At 42.4% G+C, this 24,298-nt stretch carries 22 protein-coding genes and 3 tRNA genes; 7 read left to right on the top strand and 18 right to left on the bottom strand.

The window, feature by feature from the left end; genetic code table 11:
• Positions 1-2: 2 nt before the first annotated feature.
• Positions 3-383 (bottom strand): RidA family protein, encoded by a 381-nt coding sequence (locus CGB83_RS14565; protein WP_100076460.1) that lies wholly within the window; start codon positions 381-383, stop codon positions 3-5.
• Positions 384-437: 54 nt separating this feature from the next.
• A complete protein-coding gene (locus CGB83_RS14560; protein ID WP_100076459.1) occupies positions 438-3,026 on the bottom strand; it encodes a putative LPS assembly protein LptD in 2,589 nt (862 codons plus the stop codon).
• Positions 3,027-3,079: 53 nt separating this feature from the next.
• On the opposite strand from CGB83_RS14560, the gene CGB83_RS14555 reads away from it, so the two are divergent.
• The 6 genes from CGB83_RS14555 (at position 3,080) to CGB83_RS14530 (ending at position 6,267) form a co-directional block, all read left to right on the top strand.
• Positions 3,080-4,366: an N-acetylmuramoyl-L-alanine amidase family protein gene (locus CGB83_RS14555; protein ID WP_100076458.1), complete on the top strand. Its 1,287-nt coding sequence runs from the start codon at positions 3,080-3,082 to the stop codon at positions 4,364-4,366.
• Between the two features lie 57 nt (positions 4,367-4,423).
• Positions 4,424-4,498, top strand: a tRNA-Glu gene (locus CGB83_RS14550).
• A gap of 346 nt (positions 4,499-4,844) precedes the next feature.
• Positions 4,845-5,099: a 30S ribosomal protein S20 gene (gene rpsT, locus CGB83_RS14545; protein WP_100076457.1), complete on the top strand. Its 255-nt coding sequence runs from the start codon at positions 4,845-4,847 to the stop codon at positions 5,097-5,099.
• 11 nt (positions 5,100-5,110) lie between these two features.
• Positions 5,111-5,182 (top strand) — tRNA-Glu (locus CGB83_RS14540).
• Between the two features lie 95 nt (positions 5,183-5,277).
• Positions 5,278-5,349 (top strand) — tRNA-Glu (locus CGB83_RS14535).
• A gap of 204 nt (positions 5,350-5,553) precedes the next feature.
• Positions 5,554-6,267 (top strand): IS1 family transposase, encoded by a 714-nt coding sequence (locus tag CGB83_RS14530; protein WP_100076456.1) that lies wholly within the window; start codon positions 5,554-5,556, stop codon positions 6,265-6,267.
• A 188-nt stretch (positions 6,268-6,455) separates the two neighbouring features.
• Here CGB83_RS14530 and CGB83_RS14525 read toward each other — a convergent pair whose 3' ends face one another.
• From CGB83_RS14525 to CGB83_RS14480, 10 genes are all read right to left on the bottom strand, one after another.
• Positions 6,456-7,400, bottom strand: a complete 945-nt coding sequence (locus CGB83_RS14525; protein ID WP_100076455.1) for a transporter — start codon at positions 7,398-7,400, stop codon at positions 6,456-6,458.
• Positions 7,401-7,410: 10 nt separating this feature from the next.
• Positions 7,411-8,496 carry a cytochrome-c peroxidase gene (locus CGB83_RS14520; protein WP_100076454.1) on the bottom strand — a complete coding sequence of 362 codons (1,086 nt, stop codon included), beginning with the start codon at positions 8,494-8,496 and terminating at the stop codon, positions 7,411-7,413.
• Positions 8,480-9,307 carry an MbnP family protein gene (locus CGB83_RS14515; RefSeq protein ID WP_100076453.1) on the bottom strand — a complete coding sequence of 276 codons (828 nt, stop codon included), beginning with the start codon at positions 9,305-9,307 and terminating at the stop codon, positions 8,480-8,482. The genes CGB83_RS14520 and CGB83_RS14515 overlap by 17 nt, the downstream gene beginning before the upstream one ends.
• Positions 9,308-9,427: 120 nt before the next feature.
• Positions 9,428-9,793 (bottom strand): hypothetical protein, encoded by a 366-nt coding sequence (locus CGB83_RS14510; RefSeq protein WP_100076452.1) that lies wholly within the window; start codon positions 9,791-9,793, stop codon positions 9,428-9,430.
• Positions 9,794-9,796: 3 nt separating this feature from the next.
• Positions 9,797-10,471: a superoxide dismutase gene (locus CGB83_RS14505; RefSeq protein WP_100076451.1), complete on the bottom strand. Its 675-nt coding sequence runs from the start codon at positions 10,469-10,471 to the stop codon at positions 9,797-9,799.
• A 27-nt stretch (positions 10,472-10,498) separates the two neighbouring features.
• Entirely contained in the window at positions 10,499-11,182 is a 684-nt protein-coding gene (locus tag CGB83_RS14500) for an SCO family protein (protein WP_100076450.1), read from the bottom strand.
• The gene (locus CGB83_RS14495) at positions 11,169-11,444 is read right to left on the bottom strand and encodes a YHS domain-containing protein (RefSeq protein WP_100076449.1); all 276 of its coding nucleotides are present in this window, start codon (positions 11,442-11,444) and stop codon (positions 11,169-11,171) included. Before CGB83_RS14495 ends, CGB83_RS14500 begins: the two co-directional genes overlap by 14 nt.
• A 136-nt stretch (positions 11,445-11,580) precedes the next feature.
• Complete coding sequence (locus CGB83_RS14490; RefSeq protein WP_228419950.1) at positions 11,581-11,907, bottom strand: hypothetical protein; 327 nt, start codon at positions 11,905-11,907, stop codon at positions 11,581-11,583.
• A gap of 189 nt (positions 11,908-12,096) precedes the next feature.
• Entirely contained in the window at positions 12,097-14,067 is a 1,971-nt protein-coding gene (locus CGB83_RS14485; protein WP_100076447.1) for a heavy metal translocating P-type ATPase, read from the bottom strand.
• 45 nt (positions 14,068-14,112) lie between these two features.
• Positions 14,113-14,532, bottom strand: a complete 420-nt coding sequence (locus tag CGB83_RS14480; RefSeq protein WP_100076446.1) for a Fur family transcriptional regulator — start codon at positions 14,530-14,532, stop codon at positions 14,113-14,115.
• 149 nt (positions 14,533-14,681) lie between these two features.
• On the opposite strand from CGB83_RS14480, the gene CGB83_RS14475 reads away from it, so the two are divergent.
• Complete coding sequence (locus CGB83_RS14475) at positions 14,682-15,089, top strand: type II 3-dehydroquinate dehydratase (RefSeq protein ID WP_100077608.1); 408 nt, start codon at positions 14,682-14,684, stop codon at positions 15,087-15,089.
• A gap of 76 nt (positions 15,090-15,165) precedes the next feature.
• On the opposite strand, the gene pckA is transcribed toward CGB83_RS14475, so the two are convergent.
• The 6 genes from pckA to CGB83_RS14445 form a co-directional block, all read right to left on the bottom strand.
• Complete coding sequence (gene pckA / locus CGB83_RS14470) at positions 15,166-16,785, bottom strand: phosphoenolpyruvate carboxykinase (ATP) (protein ID WP_100076445.1); 1,620 nt, start codon at positions 16,783-16,785, stop codon at positions 15,166-15,168.
• A 130-nt stretch (positions 16,786-16,915) separates the two neighbouring features.
• Positions 16,916-17,818: a GYDIA family GHMP kinase gene (locus tag CGB83_RS14465; RefSeq protein WP_100076444.1), complete on the bottom strand. Its 903-nt coding sequence runs from the start codon at positions 17,816-17,818 to the stop codon at positions 16,916-16,918.
• Positions 17,819-17,833: 15 nt separating this feature from the next.
• Complete coding sequence (gene fabD / locus CGB83_RS14460) at positions 17,834-18,709, bottom strand: ACP S-malonyltransferase (protein ID WP_100076443.1); 876 nt, start codon at positions 18,707-18,709, stop codon at positions 17,834-17,836.
• A gap of 69 nt (positions 18,710-18,778) precedes the next feature.
• Positions 18,779-20,686, bottom strand: coding sequence for an amino acid ABC transporter substrate-binding protein (locus CGB83_RS14455; protein WP_100076442.1), 1,908 nt, complete (start codon positions 20,684-20,686; stop codon positions 18,779-18,781).
• 38 nt (positions 20,687-20,724) lie between these two features.
• Positions 20,725-22,311: a bacillithiol biosynthesis cysteine-adding enzyme BshC gene (gene bshC / locus CGB83_RS14450; RefSeq protein WP_100076441.1), complete on the bottom strand. Its 1,587-nt coding sequence runs from the start codon at positions 22,309-22,311 to the stop codon at positions 20,725-20,727.
• 12 nt (positions 22,312-22,323) lie between these two features.
• Positions 22,324-24,264 (bottom strand): putative porin, encoded by a 1,941-nt coding sequence (locus tag CGB83_RS14445; protein ID WP_100077607.1) that lies wholly within the window; start codon positions 24,262-24,264, stop codon positions 22,324-22,326.
• Positions 24,265-24,298: the final 34 nt, after the last annotated feature.

The following is a 24,298-nucleotide window of genomic DNA, read 5'->3' as shown; positions in this document are numbered from 1 at the left end:
GATTAATCCTGATGGGCAATCATAGAGATTTCAATATCCACATTTTTAGGAAGGCATGAAACCTGTACGGTTTCCCTTGCCGGATAGCTGTCTGCATCCAGGTAAGAAGCGTAGATATCATTCATTACAGCGAAATCATCCATACTTTTAAGGAAAATAGTAGCTTTCACCACATTTTTAAAAGTCATTCCGGCTTCTGTAAGGATGGCTTCCAGGTTTTTCATCACCTGATGAGTCTCTTTTTCGATTCCTTCCACCAGTTTACCCGTAGACGGATCTACAGGGATCTGCCCTGAAATATATAAAACACCGTTGGCCATGTTCGCCTGGGAATAAGGCCCGATCGCTGCAGGCGCATTCACTGTATTGATTACTTGTTTCATTAGAGTTTATTTTGGGTGCAAATATAAAATTTATATTTACAAATATCAATCCAATTAGAAAGGAGCGTTCGGCTGGGTAAAGCTCCTGTCTTTGTACTTCAGTGCATCGCTCAGGATGTTGGCTTTGATCCCGATAAAGAAATCATACACTTTGTACTGCCCGAAAGGCACCCAGTTGAAATTAATCGTGAAACTCCGCTGGTCCCTGGCAAAACCGATCCTCGTATAGGCAAGCTGCTGGGTAATCATATCGTAATGCGTGCTGCCGTTGATATTCCAATATGGGGTAAGCTTAATGCTTCCGTCCAGACCCACGGATGCGATCCTGTTAGGCGTACGGGAAGCCAGCGTCCTGGTGAACGCGTAATTGGCATTGATGTTCAACGTCCATGCCTGCTCGAAGTGCGCATAATTGTCGTCATCGAAATAATAGTTTTCATTCCGGATCTCGCCTTTGGTCTTGTACTTCTTGGAATAATCCGTCTTCTCTCCGAAAATCTCATTACTTAACGGATACGACATCTGCACATTGAACCCCTGGATGCTGAAATGCCCGAAGTTTTCAGTCCTGATTCCGGCGTCCTGGCCCGGGATATAAATAATGCGGTACGGATCTATGGATAAGGACGTATTTACGCTCAGTTTATTATTGAAGAAAGACGACTGTCCGTTGACAGTAAGCACAGACCACGGATGCGTCTTTGCAGCAAAGTTGTAGTTTCCGGCGAGGTTAAGGGATTCAAAAAGCTTCATTTTCTTAATCCCGGTAGAATCCTTCTTGGACCTGACTTTCATTTCAATATTATTTCCGATATTGAATCCTAGAGCGCCTACCATTCCGCTGGTAGGGCTTCCTACAATTCCTCCGTCAAAAATAGAATATGGTGTCTGTGCCCCGTTGGCATCATAATAATTCCTGTAATAACCGAAATTGGACCCTCCGAAATCCGGTGAATAGGTAAACCCGATGCTCGGTGTCATCATATGCCTGATGGCTTCAATAGCAGACCCCTTTTTGAACTTAAGCATCCCGTATAATGTAGTCTGCACACTGGCTGTAGTAGAGAATGTAGAATATCCGGAAATGCCTTTTTCCACTTCATTAACCGTGACATTCTTTAATGGATCATAATACTTTCTTGTCGTCTTTGTCGTTAAAGCGTTATCGATATTAGCTGCGAGGCTGAATGTAAAATACTTGGCAAAGCTGGTATTCGTCCCTAATGCTATATTATTTTTAAGGCCGGTCTGCAACTTGTCCCACATAGCCTGGGTGAACAGTTCCCCTTCATTGGTCTGTACATAATTGGTGAGGTTGAAACCCGTATTTACCGTAATGTTTTCAATAAGCCCCCTCCTTACTCCGGTCCTGGATTTGAAAAGGTAAAACTGATTGATGGCCACGTTCATCTGCGGAAGGCGGAGATCTGAATTACCGGTGGCGAAATTCTGAGAATACGAAGCTGTTCCGGTGATAGTTACCGGAAGCGTCAGAAACCTTTTGGTAACGGTTACCGTAGAGTTCTGCTGGGTATTCAGTACATTCTGGTTGAATATATAGTTGTTATTGACGGTATTGTTGTAAAACTTATTGCTCACGATATCCACCGATGCGGAGAAGGTGAGAAACGGGTTCGCTTTGGTATCCTGGGTATGCCTCCAGGCGATCCGGTAAGTACTGCTTTTGCTGTAATTATCCAGTCCTTTAATCCCCCGCACCGTATTTCCGATATCAGCAGTGAAGTTCCCTGAGTACCTGTACTTTTTAACATAGTTCATTTCGGGCCTCAGGTTCCAGCTTCCTTTTGTGTAAATATCTGCAAGCACTTTCAGGTCAAAATGTTCTCCGATAGGCTGGTAATATCCCAATCCATTCAAAAAGAATCCTACATCCTGCCGTTCCCCGAAACTCGGAATCAGGATCCCGGCAGACCTTTTGTCTGAAAACGGAAGAATAGCGAAAGGCATGATAAGCGGCGTAGGAACCTGCTCTATATACATCTGTATAGGACCGGTGATGATCTGTGATTTTTGTTTGGTCTTGACGAGCTTAATATTGGATGCCAAAAGGTGGTAATCCGCAGCAGTATCTTTTTTCTTCAGGAAATATTCGTCTGTAGTATATAATGCATGCCGCATGGCAAATACAGAATCGTTGTATTTCTTTGTTTTATTAGCAATAATCACCCCCTGGCTTTCCTCCGTCCTGGCATTGTAGGCAATGGCCTGCCTGGTTTTGGTGTTATAGCTGAACTGATCGGTTTCGTATTTTTTCCCTGCCTGGGTGGTAATCACAGGCTCGATAATCTTGCCCAGAGAGTCCTGTTTACCCCGTGCATAAATCAGGTTCTTATTATCATCAATGGAGATGTAGTCCGCATCAATCTGCATATCCTGATATTTAACCTGCGCATTCTTATTCAGGAAGGTCATTTTCTTGGGAACATCCCTTCGCTGATCGTCTGCCTTCGTTCTGAGCACATCTTCCAGAGCCTCCTTTTTCACAGCGATCGTATCTCTCTTCGGAATAGTATCATTAGCCGCATTTTCAGACAATTTTCCGGGGTTTTCCTGTGCTAAAAAATTGTTAAAAATTAGGATAATTAAAATTTGTAGTATATTTTTGAAAACGGTTTTGGCCAATTGTATTCTTTATATTTCAGGCCCAAAATTACTATAATTTTTAAAACTGTAAGATGTACAAACAAAATTTTAAAATAATTTTATCATTTCTCCTTATACTCCTTAGCAACTTTATTTTTTCCCAAAAAAAATTCACTATTGTTCTTGATGCAGGACACGGAGGAAGCGATCACGGAGCGAACAGATCGTATAATGATATTGGACGGGTCGCTGAAAAAGACATTACCCTTGCCATTGTCCTGAAGCTGGGAAGCATGCTTGAAAAAAACAAGGATTTCAAAGTAATCTATACGCGGAAAATCGATGAATACCCCTCTTTATCAGACAGGACTAACCTTGCCAACAGGAGCAAAGCAGACTTATTTGTATCGGTCCATTGTAATGCTTCCGGCAGATCCGGACCTTATGGGACAGAAACCTATGTACAGGGGCCGGACCAGAACGACACCAATCTGGAAGTGGCAAAAAGAGAGAACGACGTGATCTATCTGGATGAAAAAGATAAGCAGACTTTTGGCTCTTACGATCCGGGATCTCCGGAATCCCTGATTGCGCTAAAGCTCCAGCAAAGCAAATACCTTGAATCCAGCTTACTGCTGGGAGGGTTTGTGGAAAATAATTTCGTCAATAAAGACAAAAGGTTTTCGAGAGGAGTATTCCAGAAAAACTTACACGTGCTCCGGATGAATGCCATGCCTTCCGTGCTTATTGAAACGGGATTCATCAACCACCCGGAAGAGAGCCATTACCTGGCCTCAGACAGAGGTCAGGAAGAGATCGCATCCAGTATCTACGATGCGATCATCAGTTATAAAAAAGCGGTAGACCGAAAATCCGGCGGACCAATAGCTGTAAGAAAGCCTGAACCTGAGAAACCTGCAGAAGTTCCGTTAAAGAATGATTTCAGGATCTTACTGATGAGCTCCCCGACAAAGTTCAATGATGGCGATCCGGCTCTGAAAGGCCTGAACTATATTCTTGAAATCAAGGAAAACGGACAGTACAAATACTATTATGGTGTCACCAACATGGCTTCCGTAAGGGATATCAATCTGAAAACCGCAAAGGATGCAGGATTCAGGAATGCGTTTGCCGTAGGATTTATGCCGAACCAAAAGCTGAGCAGCGGATACTATACCATTGAGCTGCATGCAGGCGAAAAACTGAACGGTAACTCCCCTATCCTGCTGGCCTATAAAAATGCCGAACGAAATAAAGAAAACGGGGTATTCTATTATACGTACGGAAAGGTCTATACCCTGGAAGATGCTGTAAAACTGCAGAAAGAAATTGAGGCCAAGGGCATCAGGAATACGGTAATCCAAAAAGTTTATAAATAAGCGACGGATAAATTTTGAAGTTCAAAAGTTAATACTTATTTTTGCGCCTCAAAATTTGGCCTATTCGTCTAGTGGTCAGGACTCAAGATTTTCATTCTTGCAACAGGGGTTCGATTCCCCTATAGGCTACCAAATTTTATATCCTGCCGGATGAGAAGTTAAGAGTTGGAATTATATCCTAACCCGATATTATAGCTTAATGGCAGAAATGATAAAATAAGTTTCCTGATTTACAGGACTCAGAAACGGTCGCTTATGAAGTTAAACGGATGGTTTACCTTCACGACTACAACAGGAAATGAAATAATGGTCAGGCTGGAAAGCACGATCAAGAGTAACAAGAAATAAGATAATTAAAAATAGAACACGCAACAGATAAACTCAGGCGCTATTTATCAGAAAAAAAAATAAAATTTTTTAAAGATAAATTTGGTAGTTAAAAAAATAGTTTATACTTTTGCACTCACATTTGAACGATATGGCAAATCATAAATCAGCATTAAAAAGAATCAGACAAAACGAAGTAAGAAGACTTCGTAACAGATACTACCACAAGACTGCTAGAACAGCCCTGAAGGCGTTAAGAAATGAAGAAGATAAAGCTGTTGCTGCAGAACAATTGCCAAAAGTAATCTCTTTGTTGGATCGATTAGCGAAGAAAAATATCATCCACAAAAACAAAGCAGCTAACTTAAAAAGCAAATTGACTAAGCACGTTAATAAACTGGCTTAATAAGCATAGTTGGCCCGTTCGTCTATCGGTTAGGACCTCAGATTTTCATTCTGGTAAGAGGGGTTCGATTCCCCTACGGGCTACTAAACACATCACTTCACTAACCGGGTGATTGTTGTAAGAGTTGACACTTATAAAAACAAAAAAACTAACACACCGTAACAGGTGGAAGATAGCTGGCCCGTTCGTCTATCGGTTAGGACCTCAGATTTTCATTCTGGTAAGAGGGGTTCGATTCCCCTACGGGCTACTTAAAGAGATTCATTGTATGAGTCTCTTTTTTGGTTTAATCAAAAATGCCATATTGTGTAAATAGGTCATGTATCAAAATTAGTGATATAAAATTATTTATATTTAAATGCTTGATTTTCAAATACTATTAAGCAATAATAATCAAAATAAGAGTAGGATATTCACCTGCTCTTGTTTATTTTAGCCTTAAAAACATAGCCAAATGACTGAGAATCATTCCTCGTGTATCAGATTTAGTGATGCACGGATTTGCAGGTACTGCTATTGCTGCAGCATCATAAAAAACGGGACTACAAAAACCGGAAAGCAGCAGTACTTCTGTAAAAACTGCCGTAAAAGATTCATAGCCTTTTACACCTACCAAGCTTACAGGGACAATATAAATGCCCTGATCATTCGATTTACAAAAGAAGGTTTAGGAATAAGGAGCACTGCAAGATTATTATCCATATCAACCACTACGCTGCTTAAGAGGATTACTGCTATTGCAGATCATATGGTGCCTCCTAAGATTTCTTTTGGACAATCTTATGAATTGGATGAACTAAGATTTTTCATAGGCAGTAAAAGAAATCCGATGTGGCTTGCCTATGCCTTTCAAAAAACGACAAAGCAAATCGTCCGTTTTCATGTTGGAAAAAGGACCAACAAAACTTTAAGCCATGTCATTAAGACTTTAATCCATTCCAGGCCGGAAAAAATATATACCAATCAATTGAGGAACTATCAGTTTTTGATTCCTAAAGCCATTCATTCAACCCGGAGATTTGGTACCAATTCTATTGAAAGATCCAATCTTACAACCCGGACCCATCTTAAGAGGTTTAACAGGCGAAGCATCTGCTTTACTAAAAGTATACAGATCCTAAATGCAGTATTGAAAATTTATTTTTGGGATACCACCTATATCAGGTAAAAATAATTCTACAACTTCATAAGTTACATGAGATTTTTTGCTTTCTCTTACTCTGACCCGCTTTTAATTCCCGGATTCAGATAATTACTCCGGCTTCTATGAACATAAAAAAACCCTGACAGCTTTACCACTGTCAGGTTCAAAAATTATATAGGCCCGGCAATGGGAACACTTACCGGCAGTCCGGATTAAATTCCGATGTTCAGGAAAATACTGAACCTTGATTTGGCTTCAATATCACCTCCCGCAAGATGGGAATAAGCCGGAAGCATGACTTCACTGCCCAGGCTGAATCTTTTATAAGCCGCTTCAAATCCCAGCTTTCCATAGAGTGCACTTCCGGCGGTATTGGGCAATGATTCTGAAAACTGACGGTTGCCGTCATAGATTTCACCCTGCAGGCCTGTTTTCAAAGAAAAGATCATGTCTTTCCTGTTCAGGAGCTGATAAAATCCCGTCGCGGCATAATTCCATTGGTTTCCGAACCGGTAGTGCTTTTTATTTTCGGTTTTCACCGTATAATCCGTATTGAGGATGACAGCAGCATTCCCTTTGCGGTACTGGTAATTCAGCACCACCTGATAATCCCAACTGCCCGTCCCCAGTTGGAAACTCGGATTCACCCCTGAAATTCCCTTTTCATCAAACCTGCCCAAAGGTATTTTTATACCAGCTCCGGCATTCAGCTGGTGCACTTGGGCTTCAGATTTCAGGATGCTGTAAATCCCCATCAGGTTCATATCGCCTATCCCACTGATCCTGATGTCTCCCTGCAAGGTTTTCTTATCATGGAAGTGAAACGGCACGCTGGCATATAGGCTCAGCTTTTCAGTGACGGGTATCCTGCCCCACAGTTGAAGGGTATTGAAATACTGATCCTGGGTAAGATCCTTTACAAAAAGATTCTCTTTGGCTTTATAATGCTGTGCGAAATACTTGACTCCGATAAACTGCGGATTGAGCAGTGATTCGAATCCCGATGATCCGTTTCCCGCAGCACAGCCGCAGGCATCACAGTCGTCAAGGGCAATATCGTTAAAACTATTTTTGTATATGGCAATGCTGTCATGGATCTCTCCGGCAAAGGCGAAGCTTCCCCACAAACAGCTCATTGCGATGATGAACTTTTTCATGATGATCGCTTTATTCTGAAAATTTAGGATTGGAAATAAAATTCTGGTCTGAAAGGGTTTTCAGGAATGCAATAATCAATTGCTTTTCCTGGCCGGTCATCGGAATTCCGACTGTTCCGTTCTGTTTCAGCTGCGGATCGAGGTTGGGCTGGTTTTCCACATGATCGGAATAAAAGTTTAAGACCGCATCCAGTGTATACAGCCGGCCGTCATGCATATACGGCGCGGTGTATTCAACATTCCTGAGGCTGGGCACCCTGAATTTCATGTTGTCATTCCAGTCCAGCGTAACCCTGTACCTTCCCCGGTCATCCAGCTGGGGATTATAGTACATTCCCGTGTTCCTGAAGGTCTGGTCCGTAAACAGTTCCCCCGAATGACATGAAGCACATTTATTGTTAAACAATGCCATTCCCTGCTTTTCATCAGCAGTAAAATCAGTCAGGCCTTTCTTGTAGCGGTCATATTTTGAGTCCGCAGAAATCATGGTCACCATAAACTGTGATAAAGCCTGCAATATTTTTTTTCCTGTAATCTGTTCTTCTCCGAATGCTTCTTTGAACAATCTTTTGTACTGCGAGTCTGCATTCAGTTTTGAAACTACTTCCGGCATATTGCTGTCCATTTCGAAATCTGTGGTTATGGGAACCAGCGAACGCTCATCCAGATTGTGGCTGACACCGTCCCAGGTATAGTTCTTCAGGAAGGCCATATTCTGTATCGGGGGAGCATTGCGTATTCCCAGCCTGTCGTTGATGCCATGGCTGACCGTATGTCCGTGATGGGTAAACGCATATTCCTGAATATGGCAGAATCCGCAGGAAATGGTATTGTTCCCCGACAGCCTTCCGTCGTAGAACAGCTTTTTACCCAATGCCACTCCATTCACGGTTACCGGATTACCGGTGAGGTCAAATGTCATCTCCGGAAAATTTCCCGGTATTTCCAGGGGATAGGCTTCATTCCGGTTGACGGGTTCTCCTTCAAACTCATCGGAACAGGAATTCATAACCATCATCAGAACGGCAAATAATATCCGGAGCAGGGGTTGTCTCCTGCTCCGGAACGGTTGGATCACTTTAATCATTGTGTACATGATCTACTTTGAACATGGCCGTCAGGTTATTGGTGATATTCACCAGGTGCTGACTGGAGCCCATCGCCATATCATTGGAGCTGTTCAGTGTAAGAGGAGTTGCTCCGCTTAGGTACTGATTGAAATCCGCCAGCATATGGATAGATGGGGTAATGGAAGCCGTCACTCTCGCTTTTACCGGAAGGTCCAAAGTAATTTCACGGTACAGATCAGGTGTATTGTTCGCCGTCACATTGCCCATATTTCCGCAATGGTTCATAAAAGCCGTATCAGCGGATGCACTTCCGTACTTCCCTTCCAGTTTCGTGAAGATATACCCTGCCGCCCATGACCAGGTCATCCCGGCCGTTTTTGCTTTGGCCCAGAATTCTCCCTGCCCGCCCTGGCCTAAAAGGTATGCCGACTGGCTTATTCCAAGCCCGAACCTGATCTTCTTATAATTATTTTTAGGAATTTCATTAAGGTTGATATAGTTGATACCGGCGATGGCTTCTGCCTGGTCAATAATAAAAGCTCCATGATCCGGATCGTTGTTATGGTATTTAAATTCCGCTCCGTTCTCATCGATCAATACAATATTGCTGATGATATATTTGAGGGTCGAAAACTGATGTTTCTGGCCGGAAGAAGATATCTGGGTAGTCTGATTGATCACAATACCTCCGAGGTTGCTGAAACCGTTCTCAAATTTAAGCTGCAGTTTTCCCGGCGTTGCATCGGCAGGGTCGTCTTCATCATGGGTGCTGCATGAACTGATCGTGATTAGGCTCAAAGCCATGAAGAATAGCGATAAAAATTTATAAATTTTCATTGTTGATTTTTAAGTTGGATTTTAAATAGGTACAAGAATGTAGGGTCACTTTAGATGTAAAATGACAAATCTGACTGCGCGGAAATCTTTTGCCGGCAATCTTATAATTTTAAAATACAACTAAAAAACCGGAGGTCTGAAGATAGAATAAAGAAAAAGGAAGGCGTATGCTTTCCGGTAGGGGTACATGATAAATTCAGAAGAAAACGCTGATATCTGCTGGACTACAGCAATATTGGGAAGAAGATAGGTATCCAGGATTTTCTGTCCTGAACTTTTGACTTTATCAAGAGGTGAAGGAGCATCACTGTTTTTCGCCAGTTCCTTACTCAGGTAGCATTTTCCGTTACAGCGAAGTTCCGGTTTGGCTTTGTTGATGCAGAGAACCTCAGCAATATAGGTATAATTTACAGCATATTCCGCCAGGGGGATCAGAGGCCTGAACACCATGTAGAAAATGAGGAATATGCTGCAAAATATTTTCATGAATTATTTTTTCATCAGGGCATCTTCATACCTTTTGCTCACTTCCTTCCAGTTGATGATGTTCCAGATGGCTGTAAGGTAATCCGCTCTTTTATTCTGATATTTCAGGTAGTACGCATGCTCCCAAACGTCAATTCCTAAGATCGGTGTCCCCTTCTCTTCCACGACATCCATCAGAGGATTATCCTGATTAGGTGTGGAAGACACGAACAGCTTACCGCCTTTATCCACCGAAAGCCATGCCCATCCTGAACCGAAACGGTCTGCTCCCGCTTTGCTCATTTTCTCCTTTAATACATCCATGCTTCCGAATGTAGCCGTAATGGCCTTCATCAGCTGAGCAGATGGCTGGGTATTTTTCTCAGGGGTAAGAATCGTCCAGAACAATTCGTGGTTATAGTGTCCGCCTGCATTATTCCGTACCGCAGGGCTCAGCTTAGATACTCCTGAGAGGATCTGCACCAACGTCTGTTTTTCCTGAGGGGTCCCTGCAATCGCTTTGTTCAGGTTGGTAACATACCCTGCTGCATGCTTGGTGTAGTGAATTTCCATCGTCTTGGCATCTACGGATCCTTCCAAAGCATCATAAGCATACGGCAATGGAGTCTGCTTGAATTGCGCCATCGCAAACTGGGCTGCAAAAACCGCACTTAAAGCGGCTACTTTTAAAATTTTCATACTATTCTTTTTTAATGGTTCATATTGTTACTGAAGTAATTTTCTAATATCCTCGATCAGCTTTTCACGGTCAGGATGGTATTTCCCACGCAAATCGGGTGTTTTCCCATCGGCATCGGCATAATTCAGGCCAGAGTAATAGAGGATCGGCATATGATCTTTATTATACCGGCAGCGGATGTTGCCTTCACGGTCGACCAGCGCAATCATTCCGCTGTGATTTAGGCTTTCCGCCTGATCTTCCTGGTCACCGACATAAATATTGAACTGATCTGCCAGTTTTCCGATATACGCCCTGTCGCCGGTAAGGAAACGCCAGTCCGGGGAATGAACTCCCAGGCCCGCGGCGTGCTGGCGCAGGGTTTCCGGAGTATCATGATCCGGATCTATGCTTATGGAAAGAATCCCGAAATCCGGATTTTTAATCTCATTGTTAATGAACTTCATATTGCTGTTCATGACCGGGCAGATGGTAGGACAGCGGCTGTAAAAAAACTCAACAAGGTATACTTTCCCCAACATATCTTTCGGAGTGACCTTTTTACTGTTCTGGTCCGTCAGTTCAAAATCCGGCACTTTCATCACGGTATATAAGCTGTTCCTGAAATAACTCATGCCAACCCCGATTCCGACAAACAGCAGTGCAAAAACCACCAGAGGAATGATGATCTTATTTTTGGCATTACTGGCTTTCTTTTTACTTGCTGACATATTTAGCGGGGCTTTTTTTAAATTCTTCTTTGCACGAAGCACTGCAAAAACCGTACGTTTTATGTTTATAAACGGCTGTATCTTTAAGGAATTCGGCCGTTTTCATATGGCATACCGGATCTTCGGCATTGACAACTTTTATATTCTTAAGCTCCTGCGCAGACAGGGTCACGGTTTTTTTATGTTTTACTTTGGGCGCCTCCTGAGCACAGGCATATAATGATACTGACGTCAGAAGCGTCAGAAAAATATGTTTTTTCATTGTTAAAGGTAATTAAATAATACTGATTCCGAACAGGTATACTTGTATTTAACCCGGATCTTAAAGAATATTTAACAGTGCTCAAGATGTAAAAGCAAGGTTAAAAGCTAATCATTCAAAGTCCGGAATATAAGATTCAGCTTAAAGGAGGACGGAAAATACCGGAACTGTGTTCGCGGGCATATGAATCAGAATAAGGAAAATTCTGATGGTGTCTGTCTGCACAAAATCCAAGATTGACCACAGAAAGGATATCATGGGCAAGGAAATGATCCGGAACGGAGATTTTCAGTACCTGAATGTTCCCGGACTGTTTTTCCGTTTTGGACAGTTCTTTTTCCAGATAGCATTTCCCTTTGCAGGTAGATTGCGGAACCGCTCTGTTTTCACAAAGGTTCTTGGCAATATAATCATAATTCACGGCATAATTCACCAGCGGCAGTACAGGACGTACTGCGATCATAAAAATAATGAATATGGAAATGATATATTTCAAACCGGTCTTATCTCTGACAAAGATACACATTTGAAACACTCTGAAGTCCTGTTATGATGAAAGTCAGTATAGCTGGTTACATCTAAAAAGCAATAACAGGATGGCTTTAATATATAAGGGCTATCCTGTTATTCCCGTAGTATGTTAAGTATGTACTTATGATGCTTTAAAATCCATCCTCTGGATGCGTACGGCATTCACAATTGCCAGCAATGCCACACCTACATCTGCAAATACGGCTTCCCACATATTGGCGATTCCCCCGGCTCCCAGGATCAGCACAACGGCTTTCACAACAAATGCCAGGGTAATATTCTGCCAGACAATTTTTTTTGTCTGCTTCCCAATGGCAATGGCCATAGGAATTTTCCCGGGTTTATCATCCTGGATAACGATATCTGCCGTTTCTATGGTCGCATCACTCCCTAATCCGCCCATAGCAATCCCCACATCGCTCAAGGCGACTACCGGAGCATCATTTACCCCATCTCCAACGAAAGCAACACTTCTGTTACCAGATTTGATTTCTTTTACTTTATTCACTTTATCCTCCGGTAGAAGGTCTCCAAATGCATTGGTGATACCCAGTTCGGTGGCGACATGCCTGACGACTGAAGATTTATCTCCGCTGAGCATTGTGGGCCTGATCTTTAGAGCCTTCAGCTGATCAATGGCTGTTTTGGCATCAGGTTTAACCGTATCTGCAATCGTAAAATAGCCGGCAAAATGATGATCATAAGCTACTGCAATCAGCGTATAGGCTTCATTCTGCCCATCGATATGATAAGGGATCCCGAACTTATCCATCAGCCTGAAGTTCCCTACCAACAGATCTTTTCCGTTAATCTTAGCTTTCATACCGTATCCTGCTATTTCTTCCACCTCCTCCGGAACAATGGAGTGGTCTGTTTCTCCCGCATACTGATGGATTGCCGTAGCCACAGGATGTGTACTCTTACTCTCGAGGATATTCACCATCTTCACTATTTCGGCAGCATCGGTTCCTTCCGTAAAATTGGCAGACTGTACTTTGAAAACCCCTTCCGTCAGCGTTCCTGTTTTATCCATGACCACATCCTGAATGGTGGCAAGCCTGTCCAGGAAGCTGCTTCCCTTGATCAGGATACCGTTCCGGCTCCCGGCTCCTATTCCACCGAAATATCCTAACGGAATCGAAATCACCAGCGCACACGGACATGAAATAACAAGGAATACCAATGCCCTGTACAGCCAGTCCCTGAATATGTACTCCGTCACAAAGAAATAGGGCAGAAAAGTAATGGCTACAGCCAGGAAGACGACAATCGGCGTGTATATTTTAGCAAACTTCCTGATAAAAAGTTCTGTAGGTGCTTTCTGAGCGGTAGCGTTCTGTACGAGTTCCAGGATCTTGCTTAATTTACTGTCTTGATAAGCAGCAGTAACCCTAACCTGGCTGACCGTGTTAAGATTAATCATTCCTGCCAGAACTGCCTCTCCTTTTGTTTTGGTGTCGGGCTTGCTTTCCCCGGTCAGGGCAGAGGTATTGAAGGATGCTTTTTCCGAAAGGAGCTCCCCATCCAGCCCCAGTTTTTCTCCGGATTTCAGCTGGATAATCTCTCCTACCTGTACCGTTTCTGCTTTCACAATTTGTGTACGCGAATCCCTGATGACCACCACTTCATCAGGACGCTGGTCCAAAAGGGATTTTATATTGGTGGTTGCACGCGTCACAGCCATGGCCTGGAAGACTTCCCCTACAGAATAAAATAACATTACAGCAACGCCTTCCGGGTATTCCCCAATGGCAAAGGCGCCTACGGTAGCTACACCCATCAGGAAAAACTCTGAAAAAACATCACCGTGTCTGATGCTTTGCCAAGCTTCTTTCAATACCGGAAATCCTACAGGAATATAGGCTATGAGATACCAGACCAGCCGTACCCATCCCGAGAACCATTGAGGATGTAAAAAATGATCTAACGCTATTCCCGACAGCAGAATCGCGAAGGAAATCAGGGCAGGCATAAACATCTGAAGTGGTGATTTCCCGACAGTATCATGAGAATGGTCATGATCATGATCATGGCCTGTATGTTCGGAATGGTTGTGTGTCTCTTTTGGTTTTGTGCTGCAGCATTGTTCCATATTGCATAATTTTAAAACAAAGCTACAGGGAAAAAAGATGCAATACTATTGCAAACTTTCCAGGCAATTTTCACAGATGCCTTTGGCAAACAGCCTGATTTCGTCAATCCGGAAATCGGTGCGCATATTTTCAGGAAAGGAGATATCTTCTTTACAGGTAGTCTGCTGGCAGATTTTACAGTAAAAATGAAGGTGCCAGTCTTTATGGGTATTTTCATCGCAGCCGTCGTGGCAAAGCTTATATTTGGTCGTGGCATTTTCCTGAATGCCGTGTACAATGCCTTTTTCTTCAAAAGTCTTTAGTGTCCTGTAAATGGTTGTCCTGTCTGCGTGGTCAAAGTGATTTTCAATTTCAGACAATGATAAGGCAGCTTGCTGGGAACTCAGAAAGTCGTAGATCAGGATCCTCATGCTGGTAGGCCTGGTATTTTTACCGATCAGCTTATTTTCGATGTCTTGTTTCATAGCAGAAGAAATGCATATAAAGGTAAGGCTTATGTTTTACAATCCTGACCAAAAGCCTGAAAATTCAACTAGAGAATATCATTCCATAATTAAACGGATTGGCATTTTCTGACATGATTTAAATGATTATATTTGAAAAAAGCATCGGAATGAAAATCCTTATCGTCAACGGACCCAATCTCAATCTTTTAGGCACCCGGGAACCTGAAATCTACGGGACAGTATCCATGGAAGACTACCTGGAGCGGCTGAGAGGTGAATTTACCTCTTATGATATCCTGTATTACCAGTCCAATATTGAGGGGGAGATCATCAATCGGCTTCAGGAGGATGATTTTGATGCCCTTATCATCAATCCGGGGGCATTTACGCATTATTCATATGCTATTGCGGACTGTTTAAAAAACATCCGGCAGCAAAAGATCGAAGTGCATATCAGCAATATCTATACAAGAGAGGAGTTCCGTCAGAAATCTGTGACAGCAGCACAGTCTGATGCGGTTTTGTCCGGTTTCGGAATGGAGGGATACCGGCTGGCTGTCCTGGGGTTAAAATGATAATTCCTGAGCATCATTTAAAAAAAGATCAATAGATCCCATAAAAAAAGCCTCATCAGTGATGAGGCTTAGTATATTAATTGATCGCTTGTTTCTGTAACTGAGGACCTGAAGACACCAGTCTTTTTCCTTCTTCCGTATTGCAGTACTGATCGAAATTCTTAATGTATTTCGCAGCAAGGTCTTTTGCTTTTTCTTCCCATTCGGCAACCTCAGTATAGGTTTGCCTTGGATCTAAAATACCTTCAGATACATTAGGGAGCTCAGTAGGGATTTCCAGATTCATGATCGGAATTCTTGTCTTAGGAGCATCTTCGATAGAACCGTCAATAATAGCATCAATAATCGCCCGTGTATCCTTCAGTGAAATTCTTTTCCCGGTACCGTTCCATCCTGTATTCACCAGATAAGCTTTTGCTCCGTGCTCTTTCATCTTCCCAATTAAAGTCTTGGAATACATGGTAGGGTGCAGGGTAAGAAAAGCTTCTCCGAAAGCCGGTGAGAAAGACGGTTCCGGTGCTGTTATTCCCCTTTCTGTTCCGGCCAGTTTGGACGTATACCCGCAAAGGAAGTGATACTGTGCCTGGTCTTCATCCAGAATGGAAACCGGAGGCAACACCCCGAAAGCATCCGCAGAAAGGTAAACAATTTTTTTAGCGTGTCCTGCTTTGGATGGCAGAACAATTTTATTGATATGGTAAATAGGATAGGAAACCCTGGTGTTTTCCGTAATAGATCCATCGGTATAATCTGAAACACCGTCATTCACAACCACATTTTCCAGTAATGCATCCCTCTTAATAGCCCTGAAAATATCCGGTTCTTTTTCCGCTGATAAGTCAATGACTTTAGCATAACACCCGCCTTCATAATTGAAAACGCCGTTGTTGTCCCAGCCATGTTCGTCATCACCGATCAGGTATCTTTTCGGATCTGCAGACAAGGTAGTTTTCCCTGTTCCCGAAAGGCCGAAGAAAAGCGCTACATCCCCGTCCTCACCTACATTGGCAGAACAGTGCATGGAAGCCATGCCTTTCAATGGCAGATAATAGTTCATCATGGCAAACATCCCTTTCTTCATTTCCCCGCCATACCACGTTCCACCGATGATCTGAAGTTTTTCGGTCAGGTTGAACATGATAAAGTTTTCAGAATTCAGTTCCTGCTCTTCCCAGTGAGGATTGGTTACTTTTGAACCGTTGATCACCGTGAAATCCGGTTCTCCGAAATGCTCCAGCTCATAATGGGAAGGCCTGATGAACATATTCGTTACGAAGTGGGCCTGCCAGGCAACCTCTACGATGAACCTTACTTTGAGCCTGGTATCTGCATTGGTTCCGCAAAATGCATCCACCACGTAAATTTTCTTTGCATCAGAAAGCTGATTCAACACCAGTTCTTTACAGGAGCTGAAAATTTCCGGTGTTGTCGGCAGGTTGACCTTACCGTCCCAGAAAATGGTATCTCTTGTAACATCATCCTGAACAATGTATCTGTCTTTAGGTGAACGACCTGTGAAAATTCCTGTTTTTACTGATACTGCACCAGATTCCGTAAGTTCAGCCTTCTCAAAGCCCTGATTGTCGGAAGAAACTTCAGCCTGATACAACTCTTCATAAGAAGGATTATATACCAGTTCATAGTCTCCCCTGATCCCTAATTTTTCTAAATCGCGGATGATTTTAGCGTTTTTCATTGTACTTATATTTTCTGTTTCTTTTTGGGTACTGACAAAATTAATATTAACTAATTGTTAAAGATGGTTTAAATATAATGATATATGTCAGAATGGCAAATAAAAAAACAGGTTTATAAAATTATGAATTTCAGCCAATTAAGTCACTCCAATTAAAAACGGATGTGAAACCTTTTCCCCAAAAATAGTCCTCAAAGCCGTCAAATTTTGCGCTCATGACAAAATCGCCTCCCCAGGCTCCCAGACTTTTTACAAATACCGGACAATCAGAGAAAAAGCGCTCTTTAACTGTGGGAATTTCAAGGAAATCTGATATTTTTTGTTCATGAATCAACATTAAGCTGGAAAAATTTTCCAATTCTCTGCATAACAAAATTTTCTTTGTCAAATCTGAAAATTCATTGACAAGTTCAGGAGACTTTATTTTTGAACGGTACAGGCGGATCGCTTCGCGGCTGTCCTGCTTCTGGTTCAGGTGGATAAAAATGAGATCATCTTTGAATACCGGATTAAATATCACCTTATCATATTTTATCTCAGGCACACTTTGATACAGAACGGCAGATTTCTCTTTTGCCACGGCAATATCATAACCGCTTCCACCCAGGCTTAGGGTATTCAACCGGAAAGGATCGATGGCAGCCCATTCGGCAAGGTTATTCATTAACGTTGAACTGCTGCCGAGGCCATAATCTGAAGGAAACTGAAGGTTGGTCTTTATATGATAGGAAGAATCCCCGCTCAATCGGGTAGAGGAAAGCTGCTGTACATTCTTTAATGTGTTCAGGACGAATTCTGCAGCGGAAGGAATATTGGTTTCCGCAATATCCCAGTTTTTGTAATCAATAACTGCTTTCAGCCATGTATTGCCCTGATGAAGTGCTTCCCAGAAAACCATGCTTTCACAATCTCCTATTACTTCAAAAAAAAACTCTTGTCCAAGCTTCGTAGGTACGGCCAGGACAAGAGCTCCATCAAGGGCAAAATATTCTGAAGTCAGCATCAGCTTTCCCGGTGAAAATATCCTGCTCATGGTATGGGTATAAGATTAAATTGCAGAAGCCATATTCACAGAACTGTCAATTTTTTTTATAAGACCCTGAAGGGTTTTTCCAGGACCTACTTCCACAAACTGAGAGGCTCCGTCTTTGATCATGTTCTGAACAGATTGGGTCCATTTTACAGGTCCTGTAAGCTGTGCAATAAGGTTTTGTTTGATTTCTTCAGGATTGGTTACCGCTGTAGTAGTGATATTCTGATACACAGGAATAGTAGGCTTTCTGAATTTTGTTTTCTCGATCGCTGCAGACAGTTTCTCCTGTGCAGGCTGCATAAGCGGCGAATGGAATGCCCCGTTTACCGGTAACAGCAAAGCTCTTTTGGCTCCTGCTTCCTTAAGTTTCTCACAAGCCTCTTCTACTGCTGATGTTTCGCCGGAGATAACCAGCTGTCCGGGGCAGTTATAGTTTGCCGGTACCACGATCCCTTCGATCTGGCTGCAAATTTCTTCTACTTTGGCATCTTCCAGCCCGAGGATAGCGGCCATGGAACTCGGATTGGCATTGCAGGCATCCTGCATTGCTTTTGCCCTTTCCGATACCAGCCTCAATCCGTCATCAAAAGATAAAACACCGTTGGCTACCAGTGCGGAGAACTCCCCTAAAGAGTGTCCTGCTACCATTTCAGCTCCCAAGCCGTTAACTGCCTTAAGCGCAGCAACTGAATGGATAAAAATAGAAGGCTGTGTAACCTCTGTTCTTTTAAGATCTTCATCCGTCCCGTTAAACATAATGGAAAGGATGTCGAAACCTAAAATTTCATTGGCAGATTCCATCAAATCCTTTATGTCTTTTCGAGAATCATATAATTCTTTTCCCATTCCCACGAATTGAGAACCCTGCCCAGGAAATACAAGTGCTTTCATGTATTGATTTAAAATATTATGCAAATATAATTATAATGTTAACAATATTCTCCAATGCTATTATCAGGGTTATGGCATAAGCCTGATTACCCTGTAACCGGTATTGACATAAGCCCCATTCGCTTTGGATTTTACAAATTCAAATTTTGTGGCCAGTTGGGTCTGAACTTTATTCATCTGACGGAAAATCTCCCCTTTACGGTTTTCCCTGGTCAGCATATCATTCATCACATCAAACCCGATGATGGCATATTTAGGAGGTGTCTTGCAGTATTTGGCTTTATAGGCTGCGAGAATTTCTTTTTCAAAGCTTCCTTCCGTATTGATTTTCCTGTCCATCAGATACACCAGGTGAGCCTGGCTGAGGTCGTCCACTTTTCTTTCGAAGCTCGGATGGTAATACATGCTGAATGCTTTTACGCCCTGAACGTCTTTTGAAAGGGCAATGACCCTGTTAGAAAATGCTTCTCCTGCAGCATCACTATCATTGGCTAATATGGCAATTACCGGCGCAGATTGTCCTGTCATCATATTCTGGTCCAGCTGGATATCTGCCGGAGAATTCACAATAATGACATTAGCGCTTTTCACTGCTTTTTCAATACCTGCTTTAATATAACTGGCATTCTCTTTCTTAGCATCAGCCACTATATAGATTTTCTGGTTGGCATATGCTGTCTTTACTTCATCAACAATCTTATCGGCATACGTCTTGTCATTGGTTTCCACAATGATCAGATTGCTGTAATTGTACAGTTCCGGAGAGTTTGCAAACGGAGCTACTACAGGAATTTTCTGATTTTTAATAAAGTCCAGGACATCAATGACATTGGATTTGAAGAATGGCCCTACAATAAGGTCTGTATTATTAGGGTTGATCTGGGTCATCGAACTTTTAAATGATGCTTCGTTTCCGGAATCCACTATTTTGATATCCAGTTTCTGGCCGCTGGCCGCATTTCTTTCAATCGCCAGCTTAGCACCAGTCAGGAAATCTGTCGCCATCCCCCTGTATTGGGTTTCATTGGTGCTGTATCCGAAAGGAAGCATGAGGACTACACTCAGGGCATCACCATTTTTCTTGACATAAGCGGGATCCATTTTCCGGATTTTCAAAACCATGCCGGATTTAAGGCCGCCGGATAATTCCGGATTTAATGCAATCAGCTCATCAATTGTAATCCCGAATTTATTCACAATGGAAAACACCGTATCTCCATGCTGAACTGTATAAGTAACGTAATCGTCTGCAGCAGCAGTTTCTGATGATGATTCCACCACAGAAGACTTGCTGTCGTCCTGATCTATTTTTACCTTGGCGGCAACCTCAGAGGATTCTGCAGCTGTATTTTTCCTTACTTTTATGGTTTCACCCGGCTTCAGACCTTTTTCTTCCAGTCCGGGATTCAGAGCAAACAATTCCTGCTTCGTAGTATTGAACTGCTTGGATATCCTGTAGTAATTATCTTTGGCCTGGATGGTATAGTTTTCTCCGTCAGCAGAAGCTGCTGCCGGTTCTATAGCTGGTTCCGCTTTTTGTACCGGAGTTGACTGCTGTTGGATATTACCATACTTCCTGATGCTTTCTATAGGCAGGGTAAGTTCGTCTCCAATCTTCATATGGGAATCAAGATCAGGATTCAGTTTTCTGAGATCTGTCTCGGAAATCCTGTACTGTTTTGTAATGCCGTAGATGGTCTGTTTAGGTTGCAGGGTAATCTTTCCCAGCTCCGCTCCGCGGGCCGGTTTATTCTTATCCGCCGCTGCATGGGTATCCGTTTTAACGGTTAAAATATCTCCGATAGCCAGTTTGCCATCTTTATGCTTAGGATTCAGTTTCAATAATTCATCTACACTTATGCCGTATCTCCTGGCAATGCTGTAAGGAGTATCTCCTTTCACCACCGTATGGGATTTCTGGGCAGACAGGCCCAAAGCCATACAAAGACCGGACAGAATAAAAAACCTTTTAATCATAGTCGACAATTATAATGTACAAAAATACTCCTTTAAAATTAAATGGCAACAATTATTAGTTTTGATTCCTCCACCACCATTTCTTCCAGGCAGCTTTGCAGCCAGTCATAGCCGTAATCGGCAAAGAACACACTGAAGTTGTAAACTCTTTCCTGCCAGGTACCTGAAGGATGCACTTCCAGGAAAAGGTTCTCCAATCGTTCCACAAGTTCGTTCTGCTTTATCTTTTCTGCATGCAGGAGCCGTTTTTTCAGTCTCCTAAAAGATTTCAGCTGCCGGACCTCTTCTGCACGCACCATATTCCCGAAGGATTTCTCGGTAGTTTCCGCAACAGCCTTTAATTCAGAGAACTGTTTTCTTAGCGTAGTTTCATTATCTTCCAGCATCTTCAGGATGTCCTGGTTTTCCAGGATTTTATCCTCAACGACTTTGGCAAAGTTCAGGAAGAAGCTTTCGGGTTTCAGGCTGAGCCTTTCTATTTTACTGACGGTCTTTTCTTTAATAAAAAGCATGGAGTTCCTCGGAATGAGTATGGGAAAAGGAAGGTTTACCAATGAAAAATAATCTTTGAGCTCCAGCCAGTACATGATTTCTGCATTACCACCAATGTACGCCAGGTTAGGCAGTACCTTTTCCTGATAAACGGGACGCATCAGAGCATTAGGACTGAATCTCTCCGGAAACTCCTCAAGCTCCTGCAGCAGTTCTTCTCTGGTAAACCTGATGTTTTTATCAACAACGAAATAGGCATTGCCATCAAAATCTATCCTGTCCCTGGTTTCGGAAAGATAAAACAGGTTAATTTCACGCGGATTGACCTGCACTTTACCGTACCGGCCGGAAAGCAGATCAACTTGATCCCGGGAAGCTTTCTGAAGGCTGAAGTTGATGAGCTCGTCCTGAAAAACATCTTTTACCTGTTGCTTGAGTATACTGCAATCTCCGTCAATACTGATTAGTCCGTAACCGGCAAACATCCTGTTAACAAACATCCTGATTGCCTCCGTTAAAGTATTCCCGTTCTTATAGGCTTCTTTAAGCATCAAAATCAGTTCGGTGCCGAAAACGGAATCCCTGAACTCTTTTTCAAATTCAGAAATAAAAAAAGAATCATTAACATGAATCCTGCCTACCGGGCCTCCGGATTTTTCGTTGATTTCGTAATAATGGTTCTCCGTCCTGAAATGGTTGATTTCAGCAAAATCATGGTCTTCAGAAGCCATCCAGTATACCGGAACAAAATTGAATTCCGGAAAACAGGACTTCAGATAAGAACAGGTTTTAATGGTCTGAAGAATTTTATAAACAAAAAATACAGGTCCTGAAAAGAGGTTCAGCTGATGTCCGGTAGTAATGGTAAAGGTATTAGCTGATCTTAAATGATCCAGATTTTCTTCCTGTTGAGAAGACAGATGAGTACCGGAAAGCTGTTGTTTCAAAGCCTGATAGAGCACCTCTCTCTGTTCCTGAGTAAATGATTCCTGTTTCTTACGAATCTGCTTCTTAACAGCATCCGGCGTAAAGGTATGGTCTTCAAAACCTTTAATATCCCGGTTCAGAAAATCTTTAACGAGCTGAGGGATGCTTTCTATATCAGTAAATGATATTTTATCGATTGTTTTCAACGTCTGCAAATTTTAGTTGAACAAATACCATACGATTCCGAGGTTCAATCTGAAATCATATACCGGATAATGCGGGAATGCGTATGCTTTGTTGTGCGAAATGAATGTGGCTACCTGCTGTCCTTCGATAAAGAAGAACATTTTCTTGACCTTCATGTTAAAATAGATATCCGTAATCGGCTGCCCACCGATAGAGAAGGAGTTTGCAGCAGGAAGAATATATTCGTTAAGGATCGGAAAATATTCCCTGGAAGCAAATTTAGAAAAATAATAGACCTTAATACCAGTCTGGATTTCTGCGGCGTTTTTAAACGCTTTAGTCTGGTAGAATATATTGGCTCTTCCTATGAAGCCTGGTAAAGGCATCAGGTTTTTATTGGTAAGCACATTCTGGAACTGCAATCTTGTGTTCAGGTGGAATTTCCCATAGCTTACCGTTGCATCGCCTCCAATCTGCGAAATGTTGAGCGAATTATCACTTTGACGCGGAAGGGCATTCTGATCAAAGTAGGTGTAATTATCTATCCTGAAATAATTGGCAAATAATTCGGTTTTAAACCATTTCAGGTTTATGCTTCCCCCAATTTCTGTAACCGCCTGGTTTTTTGCATCCTGAAGGTAATAGTTGAATTTCCTGTAATTGGATGTATTCATGATATAATTGAAGGATGGGTAAGCGCTTTGGAAGTTCACCTTTGCATTGACAAAATAGTCTTTGATAGGTTCAAAAGACAAATTGTTTGTGGTCCTGATATAACTCCCGAACTGGCTTCCTTTGGAAATTTCGAGGAAAGAATTGAGCTGTATCTTATCCAAAAGCCGGATCTGCAGATTTCCAACAGCTCCCAAACGGCTTTCTTTAAGTTCAGATGGAATGGCAAGGTTGGGCAAAGCAATTTCCGTAACGCCGAACTTCAGCATCTGGTAACGCAGTCCTGCATCCAGTTTAAATTTCTCATTATCCCAGACCAGGCTAACCGTATTGCTCAGGTTATCCGAATATTTTTTAACCGGCAACGCTCCTCCGGGGTTTACTAATTGTGAAACGTTATTGAACCAGTAAGGTTCGAGAGCATTTTCCGTATAATGGTACTTATTTCCCTGATGAGAAATGGTATGCCTGATTTTAAATGGTATCTTGTCTGAATTGAATGGTGCAAACTGATGGGTAAGGTAATACCTGCGGTAAGAAAACTGTGAGCTTGTTGAAGCAAGGTTAACCTGCATATTCTGTCTGTTCCTGGAATCACTGTTCCCGTTCTGGAACAGGCTGTCGACTGCAATCCCTCCGCTTTCCTGATTGTTTACATTCTGATGGAGATAATGGGCAAACAATTCATATTTACCGTTCTTTGAAGTATAATGTCCGGAAAATAAAGTATTGTTATTGGCTGCAAGGCTGTTCCTGTACATTCCCTGCGAACGTAATCCCATGTATTCGATGGCGAAATTAAAGCGCTTTCCTATATTCTGGGTGTATGTGGACTTAAGGGCAGCCCCGTTCTTCATGGCATTGTGATACACAAAGGTAGCGGTAGGCGTTTTTACATCGTAATACTTGATGTCATCCACTCCTAAAATACCGTATGATTTATTGGTGGGCATCAAAGCCAGGTTCTGTTCCGGATTCAATTCATAAGACAGGGGATTAAAGCCGGCACCGATATTGGCAACCTGCACCCTGCCGAAATTGTCCCTGTTATTATACTGTGAAAAAATATAGGTTTTATCAAACGTCATTACCGTATCAAAAACTTTCTTTTCTGCGAACTGTTTCTGGTACAGGTAGTCATTGATGGTAGGTTTAAAGATCTTCAGGGAATCTTTTGTCCCTGAATCAATCACCAAAGTATCTTCCAGTTTCTTTTCCAGCGTATTGCTGTCTGTCTTATTAACAATCTGTGCCTGAGCTGAAAAACTGAAAAATAGTATGATGAAAAGTATATACTTCATTGATTGCTTTTTGTAGAGCAAAAGTAAGAAATAA

The sequence above is a fragment of the Chryseobacterium camelliae genome (genome assembly GCF_002770595.1).
Classification (GTDB): Bacteria; Bacteroidota; Bacteroidia; order Flavobacteriales; family Weeksellaceae; genus Chryseobacterium; species Chryseobacterium camelliae.
The sequence above is the reverse complement of the archived record's forward strand: the minus strand, read 5'-3'. Positions and strand labels throughout refer to the sequence as shown.